This window comes from Magnetospira sp. QH-2, assembly GCF_000968135.1.
GTDB lineage: Bacteria > Pseudomonadota > Alphaproteobacteria > Rhodospirillales > Magnetospiraceae > Magnetospira.
The window spans coordinates 3,566,607-3,591,967 of the sequence record NZ_FO538765.1 but is presented as its reverse complement, the minus strand read 5'-3'; the positions used below and the strand labels follow the sequence as shown (position 1 = coordinate 3,591,967).

Genomic DNA, 25,361 nt, shown 5'->3' with positions numbered 1-25,361 from the left:
GTTTTAGAGATGCTCTTTCAAGCGGGGCATCAGTTCGACGAAATTGCACGGGCGATGCCGGGCATCTAGTTGATGCACCAGGATCTCGTCCCAGCCGTCTTTGCAGGCACCGTTGGAGCCTGGCAGGGCGAACAGGTAGGTACCGTTGGCGATTCCCGCCGTGGCCCGGGACTGCACGGTGGAGGTCTTGATCTTCTGGAAGCTGATCCAGCGGAACAGTTCACCGAAGCCGGGGATTTCCTTTTCACAGACTTGGGCGAAAGCCTCCGGGGTCACGTCGCGACCGGTCAGGCCGGTGCCGCCGGTGGTGATCACCACGTCGATCAGAGGATTGGATATCCAGCGCTCCAGAATCTGTGTCAGAGCAGGCACGTCATCCTTGACGATGGTCCGTTCGATGACCTTGTGCCCGGCGGCTTCGGCCCGGTCGACCAGCACCTGTCCGGAGGTATCGTTTTCCAGGGTTCGGGAGTCGGAGACCGTCAGGATCCCGATGTTGACCGCTATGAAGTCACGGTCACCTTCGATTTTCGCCATTTTTTGCCACCACCGTTGGATTGGAGTCCAAGGCAATGTAGCTGGGCCATTGCCCGGCGGCAATGGCGGTGAGCGACGGCAGAGGCTGACCCAGCCGATGACGGTAGATCCACAGGTTGGTCAGCACCCGCTCGACAAAGGCGCGGGTCTCGCGCAGGGGGATGCTTTCCATGAACAGCAACGGGTCACCGTCGTGGCGATTGGCCCGCAGCCATTTATTCAGATTGCCCGGCCCGCCGTTCCAGGCGGCAATCAGGCGCATCACGTCGCCGTTGACCGCCGGTTCTTCCAGCAGCATGCGGATATATTTCTGACCAAGCTTCAGATTGACGTCCGGGTCATGCAGAGTCTTGCGTTTGGCGCCATGCAGCTTGCGGTCCCCGGCGACAAAGCTGGCAGTGCGCGGCATCAATTGCAGCAGCCCGCGGGCGCCCATATGGCTGCGGGCATCGGCATTGAAAGCCGATTCCTGTTTCATCAGCGCAAACAGCAAGGCGCGATCAACGGAGAACCCGCCCTTGGGATTCAGCGCCGGTAGCGGGAAGGCAAAAGTCTCGGGCGCATCATGGCCGTAAAGATGACGACCCAATCGAAGTGCCGCTTCGGCCAGTCCGGCCCGATCCGCCAAGGCCAGGGCATTCCGTGCCGCGTCGGGTCCGCCGCGCCGGGCCAACAGACGTACTTCTTGTTCCGCCTCATCCATGCGGCCCACCTGGACCAGGGCCAGAACACGCCGACCGGCATCATGATTGGTCAGGTTGCCACCGACGGCGGCCACGTCGCCCCCCCACTGGAAGGGCAGGTCCTCGCCCAATAGTTCCAAGGCCAACAGACCATAAAAGCTGCGCGGATGGACGGCGGCCTGCTTGAGCAGTCCGATCACCTTTTCCGGCTCGCCGCCGATCAAAGCGGCGCGCGCCGACCAAAAGGCAGCGGCGGATTGCAGGTCGTCGGCGGCATAGCGTGATCCGACGATGGCCTGGAAATGCTCGGCGGCCCGTTCCCGTTGGCCTAAGTGCCAGGCAGCCAGTCCGGCGATCCAGTGGGCGCTGGGCACCCGTTTGCCGGACCGCTTGGCCGCTTTACCCGCCCAATCAAGGGCCCACTGATCCCGGCCATCGCCCAAATAGGCCATGCCGAGGGCGGCACGCAAAGAATCATATTGGGAATGGGAGAGAAGCGCCTTGGTCTCTTTGGTCTGTAGCATGCGCTTGGCCGATTTGGTCCAGCCATGCCGCAAGCGATTCTTGATGGTGCGCAGGATCTGTTTGGCCCGCTTGCGCTTGTCCTTGGACAGAGCGCGATAGGGCAGCGGCTTGCTGGCGTCGCTGCGGGTGATGCGGACCCCGTCCAGGCCCCCCGTTCCCACTGGCTTGGCGGGCCACTTCCAGTTTTTCGGCCGCCGTTTGACGGCCAGACTGTAAATGCGCTTGGCCTGCGGCAAATCGGCATATTGCCCCATCCAGTCCTTGAGCTCCTTGTATTTGGAGCGCCAGCCGGTGGGATGCATATAGCGTTGGGCCTGCACATGGCCCATCAAGACCGGATTGTCCAAGGCCTTGATCCGCTTGTCTGCGGCGCGCCATTTGGCGGCTTTTTGGAGCTTGAAGATTTCTTGATACAGAGCCACGTCGCCTTCGGAAAGGACGGGCGCCAGGGACCGAGAGTCCGTGTTCGGTAGGTCATCAGGTAAAGTCGCCACGGACGGTCCGGCCCAGGCGGCGGGACCGGAGGTCACCAACATCCCCCCAAGCAGGAAAATACCCAGGCGCTTGAAAACTCGTGTACGCGTCAAGGAGTTGCCCCCAACCATTTGATCTCCAACAGCTTATACCTGAACAGGCGGAAATATGACAACATAAATCCGCATTTCCACTGTTGATTCCGACCGTATAGCCCCGGCGAAAGGATTAATCAATCGCCCTGATGCAGGTGATCACGGATGGACAGCAGGTCCTTCCAGGCATCCCGCTTGGCGCCCGGCGACCGCAACAGATAGGCCGGATGATAGAGCGCGACGGCTTCCACCGGGCGAGCCAGGCCAGGGGTCGAATAGCTGTCCCACTTGCCGCGCAGGCGGGTGATTCCTTGGGTCTTGGCCAGCAGGGTCTTGGCCGCCGGACCACCCAGAGCGACCAGGATTTTGGGGTCGACCATCTCGATCAGGCGCTCCAAAAACGGCAGACATGCGCCGATTTCCGTGGTGTTGGGGCTGCGATTGCCGGGCGGGCGCCAGAATACGGTGTTGGAGATCACCACGTCGGCACGATCCAATCCGATGGCGCCGAGCATCTTGTCCAGCAGTTGGCCGCTAGGGCCGACGAAGGGCAAACCGCGCCGGTCCTCTTCCGCCCCCGGTGCCTCGCCCACCAGCATCACCCGGGCATTGGCCGGATCCCCGTCAAAGAATACCGTGTTGGTGGCCGTCTTGCGCAGGGCACAGCCTTCGAAAGAATCCAGAGCGGCGCGGAGCTCATCGACGGTTTTGGCGGCCCGGGCCACTTCCACCGCCGCCTTGACCGATTCGCCGTTGCGGATTTGAGCCGGAGGAGATTCGGCCGTCGGCGCGGATGGCGCCGACACGGTGTTCGGAGCCTCGACAGGCGGCGGCGCGGCAAAACGGTCCAGCGGCAGGTCGCTCACCGTTTCATCGACACCCATGGCCAAATACCAACGCATGAGCGCGGCTGCCTGGACTTGTGGAGTTTCCCCGGTCACCATGGCCGGATCGTAGCACGACGGGCCCCTGGTACAAGAGGGGGTACAAGAGGGGGCACAAGAGGGGTGGCCCTGGGGAATCTTCGTGCTATATTGCACTGCAACAAATTTGACACCCCAAGAAACGCGGAGCCGGGCGATGGAACGGGAAAGCATGGAATTCGACGTGGTGATCGTGGGCGCCGGACCTGCGGGTCTGGCGGCGGCGATCCGCCTCATGCAGTTGGCCAGCGAGGCCGGACGCGAACAGACCGTCTGCGTGGTGGAAAAAGGCTCCGAGGTGGGGGCCCATATCCTTTCCGGCGCAGTCATCGAGACGCGGTCCCTGGACGAGCTGTTGCCCGATTGGAAAGAAATGGGCGCGCCGATGACGACCTTGGTCACCGACGACAAGTTCATGTACCTGAGCTCCGGTGCGGCCACCAAATTGGTCACGCCGCCGCAAATGCACAATGAAGGCAACTACATTGTCAGTCTGGGCAACCTTTGCCGCTGGCTGGGCGAACAGGCCGAGGCCCTGGGAGTGGAAATCTTCCCCGGATTCGCCGCCGCCGAGGTCTTGGTCGATGACGATGGTGCCGTGATAGGCGTGGGGACCGGCGACATGGGCCGTCTGCGCGACGGCTCCGAGGGTCCGAACTTCGAGCCGGGCGTGGACCTCAAAGCAAAGTACACCTTCTTCGCCGAAGGCTGCCGGGGGCACCTGGGCCGACAGTTGATGGATAAGTTCGACCTGCGCGCCGACTGTGACGTTCAGACCTACGGGCTGGGCATCAAGGAGTTATGGGAAGTCGACAGCAAGGACCACAAGCCCGGCACGGTGCTGCATACGGTGGGCTGGCCCTTGGATACCAAAACCTACGGCGGTTCGTTCCTGTATCACCTGGACGATAACCAGGTGGCGGTGGGCTTTGTGATCGGGCTGGACTATCCCAACCCGTACCTGTCTCCTTACGATGAATTCCAACGGTTCAAGACCCACCCGGCCATCGCTCCGTTGTTCGAGGGCGGGCGGCGCATCGCCTATGGCGCCCGGGCCCTCAACGAGGGCGGGTTCCAGTCGATCCCCAAGCTGACCTTCCCCGGCGGCGTGCTGATCGGCTGCGACGCCGGGTTTCTCAACGTGCCGAAAATCAAGGGCACCCACACAGCCATGAAGACCGGCATGCTGGCCGCCGAAAGCGCCTTTGCCGCCCTGGACGGGGAGGACGGGCCGAAAGAATTGACCACCTATGCCGACGCGGTGAAAGCCTCTTGGGTCTGGGACGAACTCTACCGGGCCCGCAATATACGCCCATCCTTCGCCAAGTGGGGCCTGTGGGGCGGCATCGCCTATTCGGCGACCGATACTTATGTCTTCAAGGGCAAGGCCTCTTGGACCTTCAACCACCATTCCGACCGCGAGGCGCTGAAGCCCGCCGCCGGTCAGAAGCCCATCGCCTATCCCAAGCCGGACGGAAAGCTGACTTTCGACAAGCTGACCAACGTGGCCTTTTCCAGCACCAACCACGAGGAAGACCAACCCTGCCACCTGCGGTTGGCCGACGAAGCGATACCGCTGGCGGTCAACATGGCCACCTATGCCGGGCCGGAGGTACGGTTCTGTCCGGCCGGGGTCTATGAGTTCCTCGACGACGAAGAGGGCGGCGGTCAGCGTTTGCAGATCAACGCCCAGAACTGCGTGCACTGCAAGACCTGCGATATCAAGGATCCTTCCGGCAACATCACCTGGGTGGCCCCCGAGGGTGGCGGCGGGCCCAATTATCCCAACATGTAGCGCACTCACCCCTTGGTACGCCTTGAAGGCCGGGCTATGATGCCCCCCATCTTCATGTTCGGCTGACCGAAAGGGACCCGTGTGTCTAATCGTTTCGTTTTCTCCCTCTCCGACACTGCCCGGTTGTCGCCGATCGCCGGCCTGGCCCTGTTGATAACGGCCTGTGCCTCGGGAACCGCCAATTCGGAAATAGAGGCCATCGGCCCCGGTTCTTCCTTGTATGGCAACTATCTGTCCGCCCGCCATGCCCAATCCGCGCGCCGACCGGACATGGCTTCGCGCTTCTTCGAGGCGGTGCTGGCCGAGGAACCGGATTCCGCCTCGTTGCGCAATCGAACCTTCGTGCTGAAATCGGTGGAGGGCGAATTCGATGATTCCCTTCCGCTGGCCAAGGAAATGGTCGAGGCGAAAAAGGCCTCCCCCCTGGCCGAACTGGTCCTGGTCATCGAAGACATCCATCAAGGCGGTTTTGCCGAGGCCGTGGCCCGTGCCGAAACGGTGACCGACAAGGGGGTGAACGCCTTTTTGCTGCCGATGATCAAGGCCTGGGCCCTGGCGGGCGCCGACAAAGGCGATGCGGCCACCGAAGAATTGGACCAGCTGGCCAAGAGCAACGGATTCAAGACGCTGGCCCATCTGCACAAGGCTCTGCTTCAGGCCCATTTAGGTGACCTGGACGCGGCGGAGAGCACCTATTTGTTGGCCATGGGTGATGGTGAAAACACCTCCTCACGCATGCGACAGCTCTATGGGGCCTTTTTGGAACGCCAAGGCAAGGTGGACGAAGCGCGGACCCTCTATCAGACCTATCTGGAAAAGCATCCCGGCAGCCGCCTGTTCGAAACCGCCCTGGCCCGGGTGGACGGGGGCAAGGCTTTGAGCGATGCCCACCCGGGCCCGGCGCACGGCGTGGCCGAGGCGCTGTTCGACGTGGGCAATTCCCTGCGCCAGCGCAATGCCCGCGATACGGCCATGCTGCTGGTCCGCTTGGCTTTGCGCCTGAAGCCCGATTTCCCCCTGGCTCAGATCATTGTTGCCGACTTGTTGGAATCCGATGACCGCCTGGCCGCCGCCAATGAGATCTATCGCCAGATTAACCCCTTGTCCCATGCCGCCTGGTCGGCACGCATGGCGGTGGCCTCCAACCTGGATCGGCTGGACCGCACCGACGATGCCGTGATGGAACTGCGTGCCATGGCCCGGGACTATCCCGACGAAGCCGATCCACTGATCAGCCTCGGCGATGTGCTGCGCGGACGCGACCGCTATGCCGAAGCGGTGGAGGCCTATGACGACGCCTTGAAGCGCATCGGCACCGTTCACCAGGACCATTGGTCCTTCTTCTATACGCGGGGCATTGCCCTGGAGCAGTCCCAACAATGGGATCGCGCCGAGAAGGACTTTCTCAAAGCCTTGGAGTTGCGTCCGGATCAACCCTATGTGCTCAACTATCTGGGCTACTCCTGGGTTGAACGGGAACGGAATCTGGACCGGGCCCGGGGCATGATCGAAAAGGCCGTCGAGGCGCAGCCCACCGATGGCTATATCGTGGATAGTCTGGGTTGGGTTCTCTATCGCTTCAAGGATTACGAGGGGGCCGTCAAAAATCTCGAACGGGCGGTGGAACTGCGCCCTCAAGACCCCGTGATCAATGACCACCTGGGCGATGCCTACTGGCAGGTCGGGCGCAAAAAGGAAGCCCGATTCCAATGGCGTCGGGCCCGGGGACTGGAGCCTGAACAGAAGGTTCTGGATCGGATCGAGAGGAAGTTGAAAAGCGGCCTGAACGCGGACGACGACATCTGACGAGAAACCGCCATGCCCTCTGTCCACGCCGGCGCCCCGGCCAAGCTCAACCTGACTCTTCAAGTCACCGGCAAGCGCGATGACGGCTACCATCTGCTGCATAGTCTGGTGGCTTTTGCCGCGGTCGGTGATCGGATCAGTGCCCGGCCCGGGGACGGCCTTACACTGACCCTGACCGGTCCCGGTGCCGCCGCCTTGAACGCGGAGGACGACAATCTGGTCACCCGCGCCGCCCTACGGTTGGCCGAACGCCTTGGCCGCGCACCCGATGTGGCTCTGACCCTGCATAAAGTCCTGCCCGTGGCGTCGGGAATCGGCGGCGGTTCGGCGGACGCGGCGGCGACCCTGCGCGTGCTGCGAGACCTCTGGTCGGTGGATCTGAGCGAGCCGGACTGGGCGGAGTTGGCCTTGGAGTTGGGGGCTGACGTACCCGTCTGTTTATCCGGTCAGCCCATGGTGATGAGCGGCATCGGCGAGATCCTGAGCCCCGCCCCACCGCTGCCCCGGGTATGGGTGGTTTTGGTCAATCCGGGCCTGGCGCTTTCCACTCCGGCGGTGTTCAAGGCGCGCGCAGCCCCGTTTTCCACTCCCTCTTCCCTGCCGGAAATCTTTCACGATGGGGCGGAATTGGCGGACCATCTGCAAGTTTGCGGCAATGACTTGGAAACTCCGGCCATGACCCTGGCGCCGGTGATTGGCGAAATCCTTGAGTGCCTGAGCCGCAACGCCTGCTGTTTGATGGCCCGCATGTCCGGCAGCGGCGCCACTTGCTTTGGCCTTTACGGCACGGCGGACGAGGCCCAGGCCGCCGCCTTGGCCGCCAGGGTTCATCGTCCCGATTGGTGGGTGGCCGCCGCCCGGCTTTTGGAGCCCGGCGAGACCTTTGACGGTGATCTCACGTGACGACCCTTTCCTCGCCTTTGCAGGCTTGGTTGCCCGGACTGCTGTTCGCGGTCGGGCTCTGTCTGCTCGGTCCCTGGTGGGGGGTGTTCGAGATGGATACCGACGAGGGGCTGAACCTGATGAAAGCCATGCTGGTGGCCGATGGACATGAAATGTTCAGCGAGATCTGGAGCGACCAGCCGCCCTTGCTCACCTATATTCTGGCGGGGGTCCATCGGATATTCGGCAATGACATCGCCGCCGCGCGCGGGACCATTTTATTCTTCTCCTCGTTGCTGATCTGGGCCCTGTTCCGCATGGTCCGGCGCGAGGAAGGGGCCATGGCGGCCTGGGTGGCGGTCGCCATCCTGGTTTCCGGCACGCTGTATCAGCGTCTCAGCGTATCGGTGATGATCGGCTTGCCCGCCTTGGCTCTGGCCCTGCTGGCCCTGGATCAGATGCTGGGGGCCAGGGGGCGCTTGCCGCGCTATGCCCTGTCCGGCCTGCTGATGGCCTTGGCGTTGCAGACCAAGATGTTCACGGTCCTTCTCCTGCCCGGGTTGCTGTTGGCGCTTTGGATTGATGGGAGGCGGTTCGCGGTGACATGGCGAACGGTCGGAGGCACCTTTGGGTTGGCCTTGGCTGGAACCTTCGGTGGCCTGGCATTGCTGGCGGGGCCCGAATTTATCGACCAACTTATCACGCCTCACCTACAGGCAGGCCTGGACAAGGGTTTCCCCTATGACCGGGGCGCCGACCGTCTTTGGTCCTTGTTGCTCGATCAGCCGCAGTATCTTGTCATGGGGGGGCTGGGTGTGCTGTTGGCCTGGCCCTGGCACAAGGCGAGCCGCTGGATTCCGGTGATTGGGGCGGTGGGAGCCTCGGTGGCGCTGTACCGCCATACGCCCCTATGGATTCACCAACTGCTGCTGATCCAGATTCCCCTGGCCTGGCTGGCCGGATGCGCCGCGGGGCGACTGGTGGAGGGATTTCGGCTTCCATCGATGCTTTGGCGCGGCGCGGCGATTGGCCTGGGAGTCTTGCTCGTCGTCGGCGGAGGCTGGCTGGCCGTGCAGCAGACAACCAAGACAGCGGCTCTGTTTCACCGGTCCCCGACGGAAAGAGAGCAGTTGGCGGTTCAGGCGTTGAAAGCCCGCACCGGGGAGACCCGCTGGCTGGTCACCGACCGGCCCATAGATGGCTACTATGCCCAATTGCCGGTGATTCCGCCCTTGGCGGTCTATTCCCTCAAGCGGGTGCGCGGTGGTCTGCTGACCCCGGAACAAGTGGCGGAATGGATCCGGACCTATCGTCCGGAACAGGTCAGCTACCGCCGCTTTTACATGGGCAAGGCCGTGAAGGCTTATCTCAAGGAACACTACACCAAGGTCGAGGGACTGAAGGCGCATCTGTTGTACCTGCGCAAAGACCTGTCAAAAGACCACTGAGGCTCTTGCCCCCGACGAAATGAGGCACTATGTTGCGGCCATCCTACTGGTGGGGCGTGGCCAAGCGGTTAAGGCGCTGGTTTTTGGTATCAGTACTCCCAGGTTCGAATCCTGGCGCCCCAGCCATTTTTTTACCTTTATCCATTGTTCTTGTTGAACGTGAATAAGCCTTGTTGTGCTGTGGCAATGCTTTGTGGAATGGATGTCATTGATGCCGAATACACCAGAAAGAATCGAAAAAGCGGACGGAACGGTCGAGTGGCTCCTTGATGGGATGCTGCATCGTGAGGACGGCCCCGCTGTCGAAAAGCCTGATGGAACCCGGGTCTGGTTTCTGCATGGAAAACAGCACCGCGAAGACGGTCCTGCCGTGGAACATGCGGATGGCACCAAGGAGTGGTGGCGGGACGGACAACTGACCCAAACACCCGAAAAAACCGAAAAGGACGACGGGACGATCGAGTGGTACCTCTTGGGCAAGTTGCACCGGGAAGACGGCCCCGCCGTCGAACGGCCCGATGGGACCCGAGTCTGGTTTTTCCAAGGGGAACAGCACCGCGAAGGTGGCCCTGCGGTCGAACATTGGGACGGCACCAAGGAGTGGTGGCGAAATGGCCAACTGCACCGGGAGGACGGGCCCGCCATCATCGAATCGGACGGCACCCAGGAATGGTATCAACAGGGAGTCGCCCACCGGGAAGATGGCCCGGCGGTCGTCCGGTCCGACGGCGTGCAACAATGGTGGGTAAGAGGCGTACGCCATCGCGCGGACGGCCCGGCAGTCATCGATCCCCTCGTCATGCAGCAATGGTGGGTGGACGGTCTGCTGCACCGGATCGACGGTCCCGCCATCGAATATGATGATGGCGAGCACGAATGGTACCTCGGAGGCATGCCCGTCGAGGAAAACATGGTTACCGATGCCGGGAAACGGGTCGATTTCCTGAAAAGCCTGGCCGATCCCTCCTGAGTGGCCAATCCATGGCGCGAATCGAGCCGAATCGCCCGCTTTCCTTCGCGATTCGCGGCAACGATCGCCTTAAAGGCTTTCGCGTTTCATATGACCCATTGTGACCGAATCGTTTTGCCTTAGGGGCAGGCGTGGCGCGCAGAGCGTAGCGGGGCTACGGTCAAGGGTCGTCCCCTTAGGCAAAAGGATCGGCCCGCCTCGCCCTTCGACAAGCTCAGGGTGAGGCTCACATGTTAAAATTCAAAGGCCCTCATGCTGAGTTTGTCGAAGCATGTGTCGCCACAGGCTCGAAATAGGACTTTTTCAGCAGACTGTTGAACAAAAAGAAAGGGAGGCGTCCCGCGCCTCCCCTCTTTCGTTCCTTATCGGGCGCGGTACGCCCGTCCAAAAAGCTTACGGCTTTTTCGGAGTCTCATAAGGGACTTCCTTCTGCCACTCGACCCATTCGGTCTTGTAGCCAACGAAACCCTTCTCGTTCACCGGTTGCTGCTTGGTGGTGTAGTACTTGGTGTGCCCATCAGGAACTGGATCTTTGGCGTTAACGTTTCCCATAATTCAACCCATTCGTTGCTTGGTTACAGGCCGAGATAGACGCGCGAAACCGCTCAACGCCTCACCCGACATAAGGTTTTCCTCATATTTCAAGAACCAAATATATACGATGGTCCCGCCGGTGGGAAGCCGCTTTTTTTCAATCCCTATCTGAGGGACCCAACAATGGAGATCGTGATCTCCGGCGAATCCGCTGTGCGGCCATGGCGCCGCTCCCCATGAGCGGTGTCGGAAGGGCATTGGATTTCCGGTTAAAAACTGATGCGGGAATGGCAAGAGAGGGGATGCTGAACCCGGGCAAACCTGATGCGCCCTATGGGTCGAGATTCGAAGGGTCGCGATACCCCGAAGCAGCCTGAAGCGCGTTCGGCCAAAATGGGCATCCCACCGCAGATCAGCGATGATGCATATTAAAATTATTGTATTTTATTGTATAACATATTGAATATATTTCATTAGATGACTATCTGAATCTAATTTTGTCCCACTGAATCAATGTGATTGTAAAAACAAGTTTCCTTTATATAATGTTCTGCTAATAGATCGTGACCTGGCAACAGGTGTATCAATAACTAACGACTGCGGCACGGAGGAATCGATGTTCGCCAGTAATCCATTCGCTGATCTTGCGACGATCGTCCCGCTCGACGTTATCCAGGGGTATGTCATTTTGATGTTCATTCTGGTCGTTGGCGGCACCATTTTTGACATGATCCACAAAAAAAGCGCCAAGTACTTTTTCGCCAAAGCCAAGGCCGCCGAAGCCTCACGTACCCGTGAGCTGAGCGGCGGGGACAAAATCGGTATCGCCATTAATACGGCGGTTGTCGATGTGGCGACCTCTGGCGAATTCTGCAATCCGAAGCGTCGGATCTCGCACCTGTTCACCATGTACGGCTTCATCCTGTTCGTCTTGACGACCGTTGCCTTGGTGTTCGCGTTTCCGACTCCCGAGGCTCCGGCCATCGTCTCCATGCTTTGGCATCTCGGCTGCGCCATGGTGATGTTCGGCGGCTACTGGTTCTGGTTCTTCATCCGCGTTGATGTCTCCGCGGAAGGCAACCCCTGGTACCGTATCGCCAAGGCCGACATGTTCATTCTGTCGCTGTTGGGCACCACCACCTTCGGTCTGGTCTGGTCCCTGACCATGGGCTCTGCCCCTTGGAACACCCTGTTCCTGGGTCTGTTTGTCATCTCCGCGACGGTTTTGTTTGCTGGCGTGTTGTGGTCGAAGTTCGCTCATATGTTCTTCAAGCCCGCGGCTGCTTTCAACAAGCGTGTCATCAAGGCCGATGGTTCCATGGAGAACCTGCCCGAGCTGGGTGATCTGAGCGATCCTGCCTTGCAGAAGCGTTTTCCCGATATCCCGGAATACATGGGCGCCAAGCCGTCGTACATGGGTCTCGGCATCAAGCGCGAGCAGCCTAAGCACTACTAGATCAAACCTGAAAGATTCTTTCTAACAGGGAAGGAAACGAATTATGCCTACCTTTGTCTATATGACACGATGCGACGGCTGCGGTCACTGCGTTGATATCTGCCCGTCCGACATCATGCACATCGATAAGACCTATCGTCGTGCCTATAACATCGAGCCGAACATGTGCTGGGAATGCTATTCCTGTGTGAAGGCTTGCCCGCAAAACGCCATCGACGTGCGCGGCTATGCGGACTTTGCGCCGCTCGGTCACAGCGTTCGCGCTGTGCGGGACGAGGAAAAAGGTGTCATTGCCTGGCGGATCAAATTCCGCAACGGCAAGAAAGACCTCAACCTGCTGGCTCCGATCACCACCAAGCCATGGGGGACTTGCATTCCTCAGCTGAAGAATGCGCCCGAGCCGTCCAAGGAACAGCGCGATAGTCAGCTGCTGTACAACGAGCCGAAGTACATCCGCATGGATGACGGCGACTTGCATACCCTGGAATCCAACGGCCTCGTGATGAAGGAAGGGGTGTACTACTAATGGCTTACAAAACAATCGTCGAAGACAACATCGACATTCTCGTCGCTGGTGCCGGCCTTGGCGGCACGGGTGCCGCTTTCGAAGCCCGCTACTGGGGTAAAAACAAGAAGATCGTCGTTGCCGAAAAGGCCAACATCGATCGCTCCGGTGCCGTGGCTCAGGGTCTGTACGCCATCAACTGCTACATGGGCACCCGTTGGGGTGAAAACAACCCGGAAGATCACGTGCGTTACGCCCGTATCGACTTGATGGGCATGGTGCGTGAAGATCTGCTGTTCGACATGGCTCGCCATGTTGACTCCGCTGTCCACCAATTCGAAGAGTGGGGCCTGCCGCTGATGCGCGACCTGGAAAAGGGTTCGTTCCTGCGTGAAGGCCGTTGGCAGATCATGATCCACGGTGAATCCTATAAGCCGATCGTGGCCGAAGCCGCGAAAAAGTCGGCCGACAAGGTCTATAACCGTGTCTGCATCACCCATCTGGTGATGGATGAAGCCAAGGAAAACCGCGTTGCCGGTGCTGTTGGCTTCAACGTTCGCACGGGTGACTTCCATGTGTTCAAATCCAAGACCGTGGTTTGCGGTGCGGGTGGCGCGTCCAACCTGTTCAAGCCGCGTTCCGTCGGTGAGGGTGCCGGTCGTGTTTGGTACGCCCCGTGGTCGTCCGGTTCCGCTTATGCGTTGATGATCAACGCAGGCGCCAAGATGACCCAGATGGAAAACCGGATCGTTCTGGCCCGCTTCAAGGATGGTTACGGCCCGGTTGGCGCCTACTTCCTGCACTTGAAGGCCTACACCCAGAACGCTTATGGCGAAGAGTACGAATCCAAGTGGTTCCCCGCCCTCCAGGAAATGGTTGGCAAGGAATACCTGGATCCGGAGGTTTCTCACCGTACGCACCGTCCGATCCCGACCTGCCTGCGTAACCACGCGATCATCAATGAGGTGAATGCGGGCCGCGGACCGATCCATATGATCACCATGCACTCGTTCCAAGATCCGCATCTGGAAGAAATCGGTTGGCACAACTTCCTCGGCATGACCGTTGGTCAGGCCGTTCTGTGGGCCGCCACCGATGTGGATCCGAAGAACGAAAACCCGGAACTGACCACCTCCGAGCCGTATGTCATGGGTTCCCATGCCACCGGTTGCGGCGCCTGGTGCTCCGGGCCGTCGGATGTTTCCCCGCCCGAGTATCAGTGGGGCTACAACCGCATGATGACCGTCGAAGGCCTGTTTGGTGCCGGTGACGCGGTCGGCGGTACGCCGCACGCGTTCTCCTCCGGTTCGTTCACCGAAGGCCGTATTGCCGCCAAGAATGCTTGCAAGTATATCGACGATGGCAAGGCCGAAGGCATCCGCGTATCCGAGGGAACCATCGCCAAGCTGAAGGAAGAAGTCTTCCGGCCGATGGAACACTACAAGGTCCACCGGAACGATATCGTGGCTGGCGAGGTCAACCCGAACTACCACAACCCGCGTCAGTCTCTCGACCGTCTGCAAAAGCTGATGGACGAATACTGCGGCGGCGTGACGGTCAACTACATGACCAACGACAAGCTGCTGAGCATCGGTCTCAAGAAGCTCAAGATCATGGAAGAAGATCTCGAGAAGATTGCGGCCAAGGACACTCACGAACTGCTGCGTGCTTGGGAAGTCAAGCATCGTCACCGGACCTCGGAGTGTGTTATGCAGCACACGTTGTTCCGCAAGGAAACCCGCTGGCCGGGCTACTACTACCGTGGTGACGCCCTGAAGCTGGATGACGAGAATTGGCACGTTCTGACTGTGTCCCGTCGTGATCCGAAGACCGGTGAATACACCATGGAGAAGGCACCCTTGTATCACTTGGTCGACGTCGAAGAGCCTGCCGCCGACGCCGCCGAGTAACTTTCAAGACATCCGGCAGAAGTTCCCGTTGAACTTCTGCCGGGGGTTTGAAAAAAGATCAGCATTGACGTGTTGATCTTTTTTTATGCCCCTACAAAATTGCCCTACCAGCGTGACTGAGGACTCTTATGAACATTATCGAACTCACCGATGAAGAAATCCTGGCCGTTGCCGAGCCCATGTGGACCGAGCTTGTCCGGGCTTCCAACGAAGGGAAGTATGGAAAATTCATCCGCAATTTCCACAACAGCCTGATCCAAGGGTTGAACGAAGTCGAAGTGGGAAAGCAGTTCGCGAAAAGCGAGCTGACACGGAGCCTTTCCGAAGTCTACGACTACCTCGGCATGATTCGCCGTGGCGAGCATGTAACCGTTCTGTATCGTGTTCGCAGCACGAAAAAGGAAGGTGAGTGGCTCGGTCGTCTGGTCCTCGGCTTCGATGAGCAACAGGCCATCAAGATTTTTGGTGCCTCGGTCTTCTAGCCCCGGTCGGGTTCCATTGAACCTGATGGGCGTGCGCGACCCCAATGATACGGATCACGTTACTCGCGATGAATCGAACCCGATCAAGCACGACGTGACCGAGAACCCGGATTGTGATGTGAAATGAGCGAAACCATTCAAGACAACAAATTCGTCGAGCTCAGCTACAAGGTGATCGATCAGAAGTCCGGGGACACCCTGGTCGCGGTCGAATATCCCATCGGCTATGTTCATGGTCAGGATTGCGCCCTGGACAAGAGTGTCACCTTGGAGCTGGAAGGCAAGAAAACCGGCGACATCATCGAGGTGCCCATCGATTGCACCACGCTTTACGGCGCCCGGGATGAATCCCTGGTTTTTACCGACAAGATCGAAAACGTGCCCGAACCATATCGGGAAATCGGTACCACCATTACCATGGAAAATGAAAAAGGTGAGCCGCGGAACTTCATCGTGACCCGCATGGACGACAAGACTCTCACGGTCGATGGCAATAACCCGCTTTGCGGTCGCCTTGTGATCTTCAAGCTGGAAGTTCTGACTGTCCGTGATGCCACCGACGAGGAGATCGAATTCGGCGGCGCCATCGTCCCGGAACCTGATGTCGGTGGAAGCCGCAAGGTACCGATCTAACAGGCTGCTGAAAAAGTGTTGTCCTACGGCCCGCCTCGCCCTTCGTCCCTCGACAAGCTCGGGATGAGGAAGCTCAGGATGAGGCTAACCTGTTGAGAATTCAAAGGCCCTCATGCTGAGCTTGTCGAGGCATGTGTTGGCACAGGCTCGAAATCGGACTTTTTCAGATGGCGGTAATCGAGCAGTCAGGGATTGCCTAAACAGTCAGCTGGTCTCCACACTCGGTCTTGATCAAGTATCCGGGTCAATTCCTGGACATGGAACAGAGGAGACCAGCTATGGAGTATTTTGTTGGAATGGACGTATCGATGGCAAGCATTTCGATCTGTGAGATTGATGCAAAGGGAACCGTCATTCGCGAAGGCAAGGTGTCAAGCACACCCGAGGCGGTCGCCACTTGGCTCGAGGAAAGCGGGCGTGGCTTTGCGCGAATTGGGTTGGAAGCTGGCCCTCTGGCGCCTTGGCTGTACGCAGGACTGTCCAGTCGGGGCCTCCCTGTGATTTGTATCGAGACCCGGCAAATGAAGGCCTTTGCCAGCGCCAGCCCAGTCAAGACGGACCGTCGCGACGCCCGCTTGATCAGCCAGGCGATGCGGACCGGTTTGTACCGCGCGACCCACGTCAAGACCGCGCGCAGTCAGGAGCTCCGGATGGTGCTGACCCATCGGGAGACCCTGGTTCATCAGGTCCGTCAGTTGTCCAATACGGTACGAGGAACATTGAAAGCTTTCGGCCTCAAGGTCGGTATGGCGCGCGGACGCCTTTTCGCGGCGCGGGTTCGGGAATTGACGGCTGATAACCCGCACCTCAGCGCAGCCGCCGAGCCGCTCTTGCTTGCGCGCCAAGCCTTGCTCGAACAACTCGACAAGCTCGACCGGCAGGTTCATGCCGCTGCGCGCGATGATAGCGTTTGCCGGCGCCTGATGACCGTTCCCGGCGTCGGCCCGGTTACCGCCCTCGCTTTCAGGACAGGACTCGACGTGCCGGAACGGTTTCAAAAGTCGGTCATGGTCGGCGCCCACTTCGGGCTTGTCCCACGCAGATACGCCTCGGGAGAGCAGGACCGAAGCGGCCCCATCAGCAAGTGCGGAGATGCCATGGTTCGTTGGCTTTTGTTCGAGGCCGCCAATGCACTTCTCACTCGAACCCGCCGTTGGTCCTGGCTCAAACACTGGGGGCTCGCGGTCGCCAAAAGGCGCGGGATGAAACGCGCCAAGGTCGCCGTTGCCCGGCGTCTCGCCGTAATCATGCATCGCATGTGGATCGACGGCACGGACTTCCAGTACCGCAAGGAGGAGACCGCCATCTAAACACAACGAAAACCGAGATCGCCTGAAGGGCGGCCAGGACGCGTGGCGACGCGCGGGGCTCGGATGACAGCGCGCAGGCTGCAGTGGCGTAAGACCACGCTTTTCAGATTGCTGCACCCGATCCCCCTTGATCCCCATCATGCGGCGACGACGTCGACCGCGGACAGAAGCAAAGGGCGCCACATACCCCAGGTTCAAACCGACGGCTTGGAAATCAGCTTGACTCAAATGACTCGATTACAGAAGCAGCCTGCTAACGCAGGCCGGGTGCAATTGTACCCGGTCAACCTCCGCGACTTTATTGGAATCGATCCCGTTTTTCATGTTTGACCGAATCCGATCAAACACGACGTGATCCAGTCAGCTTGACCCGCAAAGAGCGCCCGGAACAGGTCAACTAACGGCCTGATTCCGTTGATCCGGGCTTTCGGGGATTCTACCGTTGCCGCGACCCGATCACGATTGAGCCTGATTCTCTCCCTTATTCCAGGGAGATACCTTCGAGTTGCGGTTCAATCAAGGCTGTCATGTCAAAAATACTTGTGTGCACAGCAACATTTCATTATATGATCACTCCCTAATATATTATAATATACCGGCATGAGCGCCACACGTTCGGGGCTCGATCAATGATATTGGACCGGTCAGTTTACGACAAAAAGCTATCCGAGTTCATCCGGTCAAGGGGGCGTCTGGTGTGGTACGTATATCCACATTGGACCCAGAGCGAAGGTAAGGTTACATGGACACAAACGTTCCAAGCCGTTTCATCTACTCGGCCGAGCTGTTTTTGACTCTAATTTTATTCTGGATTTTGCTGAACGGTAATTTGGAATCGGACACATTACTGATCGGGCTGGTGGCGGCCTTTGTCATTACCGTTTTTTTCCGTAACGGCCTTTCTTTTTTGTCGGATTACCGACTGGTTCCAGCGGCCATTCCCGCCACTTTGCTTTTCATCCTTTATTTTTTGAAGGAACTGGTTAAATCCAATTTCCGCCTGGCGTTTATCGTATTGTCGCCGAGCCTGCCCGTGAACCCGGGCATCGTGAAGGTGCGCACCAAGCTGCAAAGCCGCATGGGTCGGCTTCTGCTGGCCAATGCCATCACCCTGACCCCCGGCACTTTGACCGTGGAATTGCAAGACGAGTGGCTGTACGTGCACTGGGTGAGCATGGAAACGGCGGATGTGGACCAGGCGACCGAGACAATCGTAGCCGGGTTCGAGCGCTATCTGGAGGTCATGTATGGTTGAGATCCTGATCCTTGTGGCGGCGGGTCTGGCCGGTACGGCCTTTCTGCTGGCGTTGCTGCGCTTTATCCGGGGCCCCGTGGCCGTTGATCGGGTTATTGCCTTTGATGTGCTGACCATTGTTGCCATCACCGGCATCGTGCTGCTGGCGCTGTTGGAGCAGAGGGTGGTCTACCTGGATGTGGCGCTGGTCTATGCCTTGTTGTCCTTCCTGGGCGTGATCGTCGTCGCCCGCTATCTGGAAAGGGGAACCGACTGATGGAGTCCTCGCTCGATATTGCCGGTGGCATCGTTTTGGTGGCCGGAACCACGTTCCTGCTTCTTGGTGGTCTCGGTCTGACCCGCATGCCTGATATTTTCAACCGCATTCAGGCCGGAACCAAGGCCACGACCTTGGGCACCATGCTGACCTTGCTCGGTGCGGGTTTGATGCAGCCGGACTGGGCTTTCAAGCTGTTGTTGATCGGTTTGTTCTTGATGTTCACCAACCCGCTGTCTTCGCAGGTTCTGGCGCGCGCCGCCCATCGGAGCGGCATCAAGCCCGCCCAGGAGACCCAAGTGGATCGTCTGGCCGAAGACCTTGGAGAAAAATCATGAGTCTTCTCCCTTTAATCATGAGCCTGTTGCTGACGGCCGCGATGCTGGTCGGCGCGACTCTGGCAGTGTCGGGGAAACGGAGCCTGCCGATCTCGATCCTGGCCGCCGGAGCGGTAAGCCTGTTTGCCTCGGTGCAGTTTCTGCTGCTGGCGGCGCCGGACGTGGCCATGACAGAAGCGGCCATCGGCAGCGGCCTGACCACCTTCTTGTTCTTCTTCGTCCTCGGACGGGTGAGAGGCGGACGCAATGATTAAGAATGTGATCGCTTTCATGGTGCTTCTCGGTCTTGCCACGGCCTTTACCACCTTGATGCTGGGCTACACCCCCGACGAGGCCCTGAATCTGACAGCGCGCTATTACGCCGAAAACACGGCGTCGGATACCGGAGCGCAGAATATCGTCACGGCGATCATTGTCACCTATCGCGGCCTGGACACCCTGGGCGAAGTGACCGTTTTGTTCCTGACCGCCGCCACCGTGGCGCTGGTGCTTAGAAAAGAGCGCCTGCCGGGCCAGGTTCCAGTGATCGGTTTGATTTCCAACCTGCTGCCGTCGGGTGAATTACTGCTCACCGGCTGCCGTCTGCTGGTGCCGCTGATCATCTTGTTCGGTATTTATGTGTTTGTGAACGGCCACCTGACCCCGGGCGGTGGTTTCCAAGGCGGGGCCATTGTCGCCTCGGGCATTCTCTTGATGCTGCTCACCCATCCGTTCCGCCGCTTCAGCCATGCGCTGATCGCGCGCATCGAATCGGGGTCCGGATTCCTCTATGTGACCATCGGCATCCTCGGTCTGTTCTTGGCCGGTGGCTTCCTGGATAACCGGATCCTGCCCCTGGGTACCTTTGGCAGCTTGTTCTCCGCCGGCGCCATTCCACTGATCTATTCGCTGATTGGTCTGAAGGTCGGCGCCGAGTTCAGTTCCATGATGGTGAGCTTCGCCGAAACGGAGGACAAGTGATGCCTGACATTGAAATCATTGCCATGGCGACAGGCTTCTTGTTGATCCTGATCGGGCTCCACGGGGCTCTGACCAACCGCAATATCCTGCGCATGATCGTTGCCTTCACCGTGGCCAACACGGGCGTCAACCTGGTGCTGGTGGCGGTCGGATACATGACCGGGCGCACGGCACCCATTCTCGATGACGCCGTTCCGCTGGCCGAAGCCGTCGAGCGGATCATCGACCCGGTGCCACAGGCCCTGGTGCTCACCGCCATCGTTATCGGCCTCGGCGTCACCGCGCTGATGCTCGCCTATGCCCATAAGCTGTTCGAGACCAAACGGACCCTCGATATCTCCAAATTCACGGAGCTGAAATGGTAAGCGCCATTTATATTCTCGCCGTCGGCCTCGGTTCGGCATTCCTGCTCGGATTCCTCAAGGATACCTGGCGGGCCCAAGCCTACCTGCTGACCCTTGCCGCCCTGGCCGTCATGGCCTGGATCGCCGGTCAATGGGTCTGGGCCTTTGCCTTCGAGGGCATCGCGCCGGTGGATATTCATACCGCGGGCAGCCCGCCGCCCTTTGCCATCAATCTGAGGATGGGCATGGCGGAAGCGGCGCTGTTGTTGTTGGTCACCTTGACCGGTCTGGCCTCGGCGCTGTTCCTTAAAGATACACTGAACCGTCTGAAACGCCGGGCGATGGCGGTGTACCTCATCGCCATCATGGCCCTGTGCGGCATTATTCTGACTCGCGATATCTTCAATCTGTTCGTGTTCTTCGAATTGGTGGTGATCTCCACCGGTGGTTTGATCCTGTTGTCCTATGACCGCCACGCGCTGGGAGCCGGGTTCAAGTATTTGATCGTCTCGCAAGTGATTTCGGTGTTGATGCTGATCGGTATCATCTTCCTGTATCACGCTGGTGGCAGCCTCAATATCGACGACCTGGCGGCCTCCAAAACCGTATTGGTGGGCGGTGGCTCGGTGGCCTTCTTCTTGATGTTCATGGCGGTGGTCGCCGAACTGAAGCCGTTCCCGGCCAACGGGTGGGCGCTGGATATCTATGAATCCGCCCATCCGGCCATTTCGGCGGTGTTCTCCGCCGCGACAGGCGCCGCGGCACTGTTTGCGGCGGACAAAATCCTCCTCATCGGCGGAGAGACCTGGCTGCCGGTTGCCACCGGCATCGGCCTGTTTACCTTCGTGGCCTCCAATATCATGGGCCTGTCGCAGACCAACGATCGGCGCCTGTTGGGCTATTCTTCGGTCGGTCAGATCGGCCTGATCCTGGTGGTCATCGGCCAGCGCGACATCCTGGGCGAGGACTACTTGTATATTGCCGGCGGCATTCTGGTTGCCCATGCGGTGGCCAAGGCGGGACTGTATTGGATTTCCGGTCTGATCCAGGAGCGCGAGTTGATGGCTTGGACCGTGCTGCGCAAGAATCCGCTGCTGATCTTTGCCTTTGCCAGTTTCCTCGCCATGCTCATCGGCCTGCCGCCGTTCCCCGGCTTCTACGCCAAGTGGGAGCTAATGCATATCCTGGCCGAGAACGGGCGTTTGACCGTGATTGCCCTGGTGCTGTTTGGGGCGCTGGTGGAAACCGGTTACCTTTATCGCTGGTTCGGATACGTCATCAAGCGCGAAGAGCAGGGACACTTCATGCCGTTCTCCGTGCGCAAGGTCGGCGTGGTCATGCTTGCCGCCTTGGGTGGTTGGGGCGCCGGGTATATCTGGGGCGAACTGTCTGACTACGGCAACCTGCTGCAAATGATCCCGCTGCTGTTTGCCATCGCCTTTTTGCTTCTGGAGCCGCTGCCGTCCTGGATCAAGAACAGCATCGCCATCGTCGGCATGTCCGTCTTCTTTTATTTCAGCTACGACACCTATTCACCGCTGCAACTGATCTATGCGGTTATCATCCTCATTGGCGGCGCGGTGATCTTCCTGGCCAGTTATGAATTCAAGGGCCAGCGCATGGGATTCTATCCGTCGGCCATGCTGATGTATTCCGGTCTGGCCATGCTGGTGGTGGCCGAGGACTCGTTCAACTTCTTCGCCGCCTGGGAAGCCCTGACCATCGGGTCGTACTTCCTGATCCTGCGGGGCAAGCAATCCGAGCCCCATGCCCTGTCCTATATCATCTTTTCCATGGGGGGGGCCTTCGTGCTGTTGGCCGGGTTCGCCATCGCGGCCCAGGGCCAAACCCCGTTCGCTCTGCAATCCCTGGCCCATGTCAGCGCTGACTGGGCGCCTTGGGTATTCGTCTTATTGGCCATCGGCTTCATGACCAAGACCGCGTCGTTGGGCCTGCATATTTGGCTGCCCGGCGCCCATGCCGAGGCCGAGACCGATGTCTCGCCGATGGTTTCGGGTATTTTGCTGAAAGCCGGACTGTTCGGTTTGATGATGCTTTTGATGACCATGGGCAAGACGCAGCTGTACGGGGTCGAACTAACCTATGTGATGCTGTGGATTGGTGCCTTGTCGGCGCTGGTGGGTAACATCATGGCGGCCTTCCAGGAAGACGCCAAACGGTTGCTGGCCTATTCCTCCATCGGTCAGATGGGCTATGCCGTGTTCGGTCTGGCGATGATGAACCACCTGGGCTGGCTGATGGCTTTGATGTTCATCATCAACCACTATGTCTACAAGTCCATGCTGTTCCTTTCGGTGGGTGGCGTGGCCAAGCGCACCGGCACCCGGCAGATGTATCTGATGGGCGGTTTGATTACCATGATGCCGCTGTCCTTTATCGCTGTTTTGATCGGCATCATCGCCGTGTCCGGCGTGCCGCCGCTTTCGGGCTTCGGTGGCCGGTGGATCTTCTACAACGCCATTTTGGACTCCGATGCGCGGCTGCCGATTATCATCTTATTCCTGTCCGGCCCCATCGCCTTCCTGTATCTGTTCCGGCTGATCCATACCATCTTCCTGGGCCAGTTGAAGGACGAGTTGCGCACGGTCAAGGAAGCGCCGTTCTGGTTCATCCTGCCGCAGATGCTTTATGTGGCCTTCCTCATGGGCTTTGCGTTGTTCCCGGGTCTGGCACTGAAAAAGGTGGATGCCTACATTTCCCAGTTCTTCCCCAATGGCTCCCTGGGATGGGAGGGGCTGACCATTACCAGTCAATACGGCTATTGGAGTCCGGTCTCGATCATGGTCGTCACCGGTGTGATCTTCGCCACGTTGTTCTTGGTCATGCTGGCGCTGAACCACAACGCCCAGAAGGTAAAGCAGTTCAACATCGTCTATGCGGCGGAGCGGCCCTATCGACCGGAGACCACCCATTTTGCCTGGAATTTCTTCGCGCCCTACCGCAAGGCTCTTGGCATCCTGGCGGTGCCATACTTCGAGACATTCTGGGCTGCGGTGACCGACTTGCTGCATGGTGTCGCTGACATCACCCGGCGTCTCTATACCGGTGACGGACAGATCTATGCCTTCCAGCTGTTGGGATTTGTCGTCATCGTCTATCTGATTATGATGGGGGCCTAGCCATGAACTTCGAGTGGATCCAAATCCCCTATGCCTTGCTGACGATCTTCATTGTCGTCAACTATGGCCTGCTGATGACCGCGCTGATTCAAAAAATCGGTGCCCGGGCCGGTCGGCGCTATGGCATTCCCATCTATCAGAATTACTTCGACCTGCTGAAGAACTATGCCCTGCGCTCGCATATCACCCATGGTGTCATGTATTACCTGGGCCCGGTGTTCCGGCTGTCGGGCGGTGTGGGCCTGTTGTTGTTCGTGCCGACCATCTACGGCTCGGTGATGTTCGCCAATTTCTCCTTTGCCGGAGACCTGATCCTGGCCCTGTATTTCGTTTTCTTCGGTTCCCTGGGCATGGCCTTGGGCGCGGGCGAAAGCGGCCATCCCCATGCTGCCATCGGTGTGACCCGGGGCTTGTCGCAAGTGACCACGGCAGAGCTTCCCTTTGCCCTGGCGGTGTTCGCGGTGGCCCTGCAATATCAGACCCTGTCGGTAACCGAGATCGTTGCCGCTCAGCAAGGGGGCCTGATGAGTTGGACCCTGTTCACCAATCCGCTGGCGGTGGCAGCAGGCATGCTGGGCTTCTTGGGCTCCATGATGCGGCCGCCGTTCGACGTGGTGCTGGCCCCACAGGAAATCCCCATCGGCCCGCCGACGGAATACCATTCATCCTACTTGGCGCTGATGCAGACCAACCGGGTGATTTTCCCCATCGCCAAGATCGTGATCTATATGAACCTGTTCTTCGGCGGGGCGGACAATTGGCCGATCTTCTTTGTTAAGGCGTTCCTGATCTATCTGTTTGCCGCCTTCGTTGGCGTGGTGTTCCCACGCTTTAGAGTCGAACAATCCATCCGCTGGTTCCTGATCTGGGCCGTTCCCATCGGCGTCGCAGCCATTCTGGTGGTGTGAGGTGATATGAAAGAAGAACTTCAAAAACGCATCGTCAGGACTCCGGACGGTCAAGACATCGAGATCGATCCGCTGCGCGATCACTATTGCGAGGCGCCGCCCAAGGTCCATCCGCCGGTCTATGTGAAGATTGTCGAGGACTTCTTCAACTGGGCCCGGTCCGAATCTCTGTGGATTCTCGGCTTCGGCACCGGTTGCGGGGCCATCGAGATGCGCCCGTTGATGACACCGCGCTTCGATGCCTATCGCTTCGGCGTGCAGTGGCGCCCGACGCCCAGGCAGGCCAACCTGCTGATGATCTCGGGATACCTCTCCACCAAGACCCTGAAGCGGGCCATCCGCTCCTATGAGCAGATGCAGAGCCCCAAGTACGTGGTCGGGTTGGGCTCCTGCACCATCAACGGCGGCATGTACTGGGATTCCTATAACACCATCAAGAAGCTCGACGAGTATCTGCCGGTGGATCTGTACATCGTCGGCTGCATGCCGCGCCCCGAGGCGCTGCTGGCTGGATTCGAGGATCTGAAAAAAATCATTCGGGCCGGCAAGGCTGAGGGCGCCAACGAATATGCCGAGCGCTTCGAATGGTACAAGGCCAATCAGAAGTCGGTGATCGACGATTGGGACATGCCCGATTACAACTGGTGACGACCAATGAACATGCGCGACCTGTATAAGAGACTCAAACAGCCCTTCGCCCTCGGCCCGCTGACCGAGCAGCGCGAGGATCTGGCCTTCGTCACCGTGGACCGCGAGCATCTGCGGGCCTTGCTGCTGCAACTGCGCGACGTGGAAGGCTTCACTCATCTGGTGCTGCTGACGGCGGTGGATTGGCTTGAAGAAGATCAGTTCCAATTGACCTATCTCCTGTGCAATCGGTTGGCCGCCCGCGAGTTGGGCGTACGGCTGATGATCCCGCGCGACAAGGCTTCCATGGATGGCATCCATGATATCTGGCCCACTGCCGCCACCTATCAGCGGGAACTGCGCGAGATGTTCGGCATCGACTTCCCGGGCAGCCCCCGAGTCGACGAGGAATTCATCCTCGAAGGCTGGACCGGTATCCCGCCTTACCGCCGGGACTTCGATACCTTGAAGTATTCCGAAGAGAAGTTCGTCCACCGGGAGGGCCGCGAGACCCACGACCCGGCGCAGTACATGAAACAGAAACTCTATCCGGACGGGGATTGAT

Annotated in this window: 25 protein-coding genes and 1 tRNA gene; 22 read left to right on the top strand and 4 right to left on the bottom strand. The window is 59.2% G+C overall.

What is annotated here, in order from left to right; all coding sequences use genetic code 11:
* Window positions 1-3: 3 nt before the first annotated feature.
* The 3 genes from moaB to MGMAQ_RS16795 all read right to left on the bottom strand — a co-directional run bounded on the left by moaB (window position 4) and on the right by MGMAQ_RS16795 (window position 3,216).
* A complete protein-coding gene (moaB, locus tag MGMAQ_RS16805; RefSeq protein WP_046022458.1) occupies window positions 4-537 on the bottom strand; it encodes a molybdenum cofactor biosynthesis protein B in 534 nt (177 codons plus the stop codon).
* Window positions 518-2,332: a lytic transglycosylase domain-containing protein gene (locus MGMAQ_RS16800; RefSeq protein WP_158498886.1), complete on the bottom strand. Its 1,815-nt coding sequence runs from the start codon at window positions 2,330-2,332 to the stop codon at window positions 518-520. Before MGMAQ_RS16800 ends, moaB begins: the two co-directional genes overlap by 20 nt.
* 119 nt (window positions 2,333-2,451) lie before the next feature.
* Window positions 2,452-3,216 carry a uracil-DNA glycosylase family protein gene (locus MGMAQ_RS16795; RefSeq protein ID WP_252508649.1) on the bottom strand — a complete coding sequence of 255 codons (765 nt, stop codon included), beginning with the start codon at window positions 3,214-3,216 and terminating at the stop codon, window positions 2,452-2,454.
* 178 nt (window positions 3,217-3,394) lie between these two features.
* On the opposite strand from MGMAQ_RS16795, the gene MGMAQ_RS16790 reads away from it, so the two are divergent.
* The 6 genes from MGMAQ_RS16790 (at window position 3,395) to MGMAQ_RS21240 (ending at window position 10,138) form a co-directional block, all read left to right on the top strand.
* On the top strand, window positions 3,395-5,032 hold the full coding sequence (locus MGMAQ_RS16790; RefSeq protein WP_046022456.1) for an electron transfer flavoprotein-ubiquinone oxidoreductase: 1,638 nt from the start codon (window positions 3,395-3,397) through the stop codon (window positions 5,030-5,032).
* Between the two features lie 123 nt (window positions 5,033-5,155).
* Entirely contained in the window at window positions 5,156-6,838 is a 1,683-nt protein-coding gene (locus MGMAQ_RS16785) for a tetratricopeptide repeat protein (RefSeq protein WP_158498885.1), read from the top strand.
* A gap of 12 nt (window positions 6,839-6,850) precedes the next feature.
* A complete protein-coding gene (locus tag MGMAQ_RS16780) occupies window positions 6,851-7,741 on the top strand; it encodes a 4-(cytidine 5'-diphospho)-2-C-methyl-D-erythritol kinase (RefSeq protein ID WP_046022455.1) in 891 nt (296 codons plus the stop codon).
* Window positions 7,738-9,168 (top strand): glycosyltransferase family 39 protein, encoded by a 1,431-nt coding sequence (locus MGMAQ_RS16775; RefSeq protein ID WP_046022454.1) that lies wholly within the window; start codon window positions 7,738-7,740, stop codon window positions 9,166-9,168. The genes MGMAQ_RS16780 and MGMAQ_RS16775 overlap by 4 nt, the downstream gene beginning before the upstream one ends.
* A 50-nt stretch (window positions 9,169-9,218) precedes the next feature.
* A tRNA-Gln gene (locus tag MGMAQ_RS16770) sits at window positions 9,219-9,294 on the top strand.
* Window positions 9,295-9,379: 85 nt separating this feature from the next.
* Complete coding sequence (locus MGMAQ_RS21240; protein WP_052716494.1) at window positions 9,380-10,138, top strand: hypothetical protein; 759 nt, start codon at window positions 9,380-9,382, stop codon at window positions 10,136-10,138.
* Window positions 10,139-10,531: 393 nt separating this feature from the next.
* Here MGMAQ_RS21240 and MGMAQ_RS21220 read toward each other — a convergent pair whose 3' ends face one another.
* Complete coding sequence (locus tag MGMAQ_RS21220) at window positions 10,532-10,690, bottom strand: hypothetical protein (RefSeq protein ID WP_173427181.1); 159 nt, start codon at window positions 10,688-10,690, stop codon at window positions 10,532-10,534.
* Between the two features lie 598 nt (window positions 10,691-11,288).
* Here MGMAQ_RS21220 and MGMAQ_RS16755 point away from each other — a divergent pair.
* From MGMAQ_RS16755 to MGMAQ_RS16675, 16 genes are all read left to right on the top strand, one after another.
* The gene (locus MGMAQ_RS16755) at window positions 11,289-12,128 is read left to right on the top strand and encodes a hypothetical protein (RefSeq protein ID WP_046022453.1); all 840 of its coding nucleotides are present in this window, start codon (window positions 11,289-11,291) and stop codon (window positions 12,126-12,128) included.
* 43 nt (window positions 12,129-12,171) lie between these two features.
* On the top strand, window positions 12,172-12,654 hold the full coding sequence (gene aprB / locus MGMAQ_RS16750) for an adenylyl-sulfate reductase subunit beta (RefSeq protein WP_046022452.1): 483 nt from the start codon (window positions 12,172-12,174) through the stop codon (window positions 12,652-12,654).
* Window positions 12,654-14,543: an adenylyl-sulfate reductase subunit alpha gene (aprA, locus tag MGMAQ_RS16745; protein ID WP_046022451.1), complete on the top strand. Its 1,890-nt coding sequence runs from the start codon at window positions 12,654-12,656 to the stop codon at window positions 14,541-14,543. The genes aprB and aprA overlap by 1 nt, the downstream gene beginning before the upstream one ends.
* Window positions 14,544-14,671: 128 nt before the next feature.
* A complete protein-coding gene (locus MGMAQ_RS16740) occupies window positions 14,672-15,025 on the top strand; it encodes a hypothetical protein (protein ID WP_046022450.1) in 354 nt (117 codons plus the stop codon).
* A gap of 123 nt (window positions 15,026-15,148) precedes the next feature.
* On the top strand, window positions 15,149-15,658 hold the full coding sequence (locus MGMAQ_RS16735) for a peptidylprolyl isomerase (RefSeq protein WP_046022449.1): 510 nt from the start codon (window positions 15,149-15,151) through the stop codon (window positions 15,656-15,658).
* 278 nt (window positions 15,659-15,936) lie between these two features.
* Window positions 15,937-16,968 carry an IS110 family transposase gene (locus MGMAQ_RS16730; RefSeq protein ID WP_046020119.1) on the top strand — a complete coding sequence of 344 codons (1,032 nt, stop codon included), beginning with the start codon at window positions 15,937-15,939 and terminating at the stop codon, window positions 16,966-16,968.
* A gap of 742 nt (window positions 16,969-17,710) precedes the next feature.
* Window positions 17,711-18,223 carry a Na+/H+ antiporter subunit E gene (locus tag MGMAQ_RS16720; RefSeq protein ID WP_046022447.1) on the top strand — a complete coding sequence of 171 codons (513 nt, stop codon included), beginning with the start codon at window positions 17,711-17,713 and terminating at the stop codon, window positions 18,221-18,223.
* The gene (locus MGMAQ_RS16715) at window positions 18,216-18,479 is read left to right on the top strand and encodes a monovalent cation/H+ antiporter complex subunit F (RefSeq protein WP_046022446.1); all 264 of its coding nucleotides are present in this window, start codon (window positions 18,216-18,218) and stop codon (window positions 18,477-18,479) included. The genes MGMAQ_RS16720 and MGMAQ_RS16715 overlap by 8 nt, the downstream gene beginning before the upstream one ends.
* Window positions 18,479-18,817, top strand: coding sequence for a monovalent cation/H(+) antiporter subunit G (gene mnhG, locus MGMAQ_RS16710; RefSeq protein WP_046022445.1), 339 nt, complete (start codon window positions 18,479-18,481; stop codon window positions 18,815-18,817). The genes MGMAQ_RS16715 and mnhG overlap by 1 nt, the downstream gene beginning before the upstream one ends.
* Entirely contained in the window at window positions 18,814-19,071 is a 258-nt protein-coding gene (locus tag MGMAQ_RS16705; RefSeq protein ID WP_046022444.1) for a hydrogenase subunit MbhD domain-containing protein, read from the top strand. The genes mnhG and MGMAQ_RS16705 overlap by 4 nt, the downstream gene beginning before the upstream one ends.
* A complete protein-coding gene (locus MGMAQ_RS16700) occupies window positions 19,064-19,777 on the top strand; it encodes a Na(+)/H(+) antiporter subunit B (protein WP_046022443.1) in 714 nt (237 codons plus the stop codon). The genes MGMAQ_RS16705 and MGMAQ_RS16700 overlap by 8 nt, the downstream gene beginning before the upstream one ends.
* Window positions 19,777-20,142 carry a sodium:proton antiporter gene (locus tag MGMAQ_RS16695; RefSeq protein WP_046022442.1) on the top strand — a complete coding sequence of 122 codons (366 nt, stop codon included), beginning with the start codon at window positions 19,777-19,779 and terminating at the stop codon, window positions 20,140-20,142. The genes MGMAQ_RS16700 and MGMAQ_RS16695 overlap by 1 nt, the downstream gene beginning before the upstream one ends.
* Window positions 20,136-23,261, top strand: a complete 3,126-nt coding sequence (locus tag MGMAQ_RS16690; RefSeq protein ID WP_046022441.1) for a proton-conducting transporter membrane subunit — start codon at window positions 20,136-20,138, stop codon at window positions 23,259-23,261. Before MGMAQ_RS16695 ends, MGMAQ_RS16690 begins: the two co-directional genes overlap by 7 nt.
* Window positions 23,262-23,263: 2 nt before the next feature.
* Window positions 23,264-24,169, top strand: coding sequence for a respiratory chain complex I subunit 1 family protein (locus MGMAQ_RS16685; protein WP_046022440.1), 906 nt, complete (start codon window positions 23,264-23,266; stop codon window positions 24,167-24,169).
* A gap of 6 nt (window positions 24,170-24,175) precedes the next feature.
* Window positions 24,176-24,817: an NADH-quinone oxidoreductase subunit B family protein gene (locus tag MGMAQ_RS16680; RefSeq protein ID WP_052716493.1), complete on the top strand. Its 642-nt coding sequence runs from the start codon at window positions 24,176-24,178 to the stop codon at window positions 24,815-24,817.
* 12 nt (window positions 24,818-24,829) lie between these two features.
* Window positions 24,830-25,360, top strand: coding sequence for an NADH-quinone oxidoreductase subunit C (locus MGMAQ_RS16675; protein ID WP_198409132.1), 531 nt, complete (start codon window positions 24,830-24,832; stop codon window positions 25,358-25,360).
* Window position 25,361 lies beyond the last annotated feature (1 nt).

Bases quoted from the DNA above. Each gene is read 5' to 3' on its own strand.
- moaB (WP_046022458.1), bottom strand. From the start codon at position 537: ATGGCGAAAATCGAAGGTGACCGTGACTTCATAGCGGTCAACATCGGG.
- MGMAQ_RS16795 (WP_252508649.1), bottom strand. From the start codon at position 3,216: ATGCGTTGGTATTTGGCCATGGGTGTCGATGAAACGGTGAGCGACCTG.
- MGMAQ_RS16790 (WP_046022456.1), top strand. From the start codon at position 3,395: ATGGAACGGGAAAGCATGGAATTCGACGTGGTGATCGTGGGCGCCGGA.
- MGMAQ_RS16780 (WP_046022455.1), top strand. From the start codon at position 6,851: ATGCCCTCTGTCCACGCCGGCGCCCCGGCCAAGCTCAACCTGACTCTT.
- MGMAQ_RS21240 (WP_052716494.1), top strand. From the start codon at position 9,380: ATGCCGAATACACCAGAAAGAATCGAAAAAGCGGACGGAACGGTCGAG.
- MGMAQ_RS21220 (WP_173427181.1), bottom strand. From the start codon at position 10,690: ATGGGAAACGTTAACGCCAAAGATCCAGTTCCTGATGGGCACACCAAG.
- MGMAQ_RS16755 (WP_046022453.1), top strand. From the start codon at position 11,289: ATGTTCGCCAGTAATCCATTCGCTGATCTTGCGACGATCGTCCCGCTC.
- aprB (WP_046022452.1), top strand. From the start codon at position 12,172: ATGCCTACCTTTGTCTATATGACACGATGCGACGGCTGCGGTCACTGC.
- aprA (WP_046022451.1), top strand. From the start codon at position 12,654: ATGGCTTACAAAACAATCGTCGAAGACAACATCGACATTCTCGTCGCT.
- MGMAQ_RS16740 (WP_046022450.1), top strand. From the start codon at position 14,672: ATGAACATTATCGAACTCACCGATGAAGAAATCCTGGCCGTTGCCGAG.
- MGMAQ_RS16735 (WP_046022449.1), top strand. From the start codon at position 15,149: ATGAGCGAAACCATTCAAGACAACAAATTCGTCGAGCTCAGCTACAAG.
- MGMAQ_RS16730 (WP_046020119.1), top strand. From the start codon at position 15,937: ATGGAGTATTTTGTTGGAATGGACGTATCGATGGCAAGCATTTCGATC.
- MGMAQ_RS16720 (WP_046022447.1), top strand. From the start codon at position 17,711: ATGGACACAAACGTTCCAAGCCGTTTCATCTACTCGGCCGAGCTGTTT.
- MGMAQ_RS16715 (WP_046022446.1), top strand. From the start codon at position 18,216: ATGGTTGAGATCCTGATCCTTGTGGCGGCGGGTCTGGCCGGTACGGCC.
- mnhG (WP_046022445.1), top strand. From the start codon at position 18,479: ATGGAGTCCTCGCTCGATATTGCCGGTGGCATCGTTTTGGTGGCCGGA.
- MGMAQ_RS16705 (WP_046022444.1), top strand. From the start codon at position 18,814: ATGAGTCTTCTCCCTTTAATCATGAGCCTGTTGCTGACGGCCGCGATG.
- MGMAQ_RS16700 (WP_046022443.1), top strand. From the start codon at position 19,064: ATGATTAAGAATGTGATCGCTTTCATGGTGCTTCTCGGTCTTGCCACG.
- MGMAQ_RS16695 (WP_046022442.1), top strand. From the start codon at position 19,777: ATGCCTGACATTGAAATCATTGCCATGGCGACAGGCTTCTTGTTGATC.
- MGMAQ_RS16690 (WP_046022441.1), top strand. From the start codon at position 20,136: ATGGTAAGCGCCATTTATATTCTCGCCGTCGGCCTCGGTTCGGCATTC.
- MGMAQ_RS16685 (WP_046022440.1), top strand. From the start codon at position 23,264: ATGAACTTCGAGTGGATCCAAATCCCCTATGCCTTGCTGACGATCTTC.
- MGMAQ_RS16680 (WP_052716493.1), top strand. From the start codon at position 24,176: ATGAAAGAAGAACTTCAAAAACGCATCGTCAGGACTCCGGACGGTCAA.
- MGMAQ_RS16675 (WP_198409132.1), top strand. From the start codon at position 24,830: ATGCGCGACCTGTATAAGAGACTCAAACAGCCCTTCGCCCTCGGCCCG.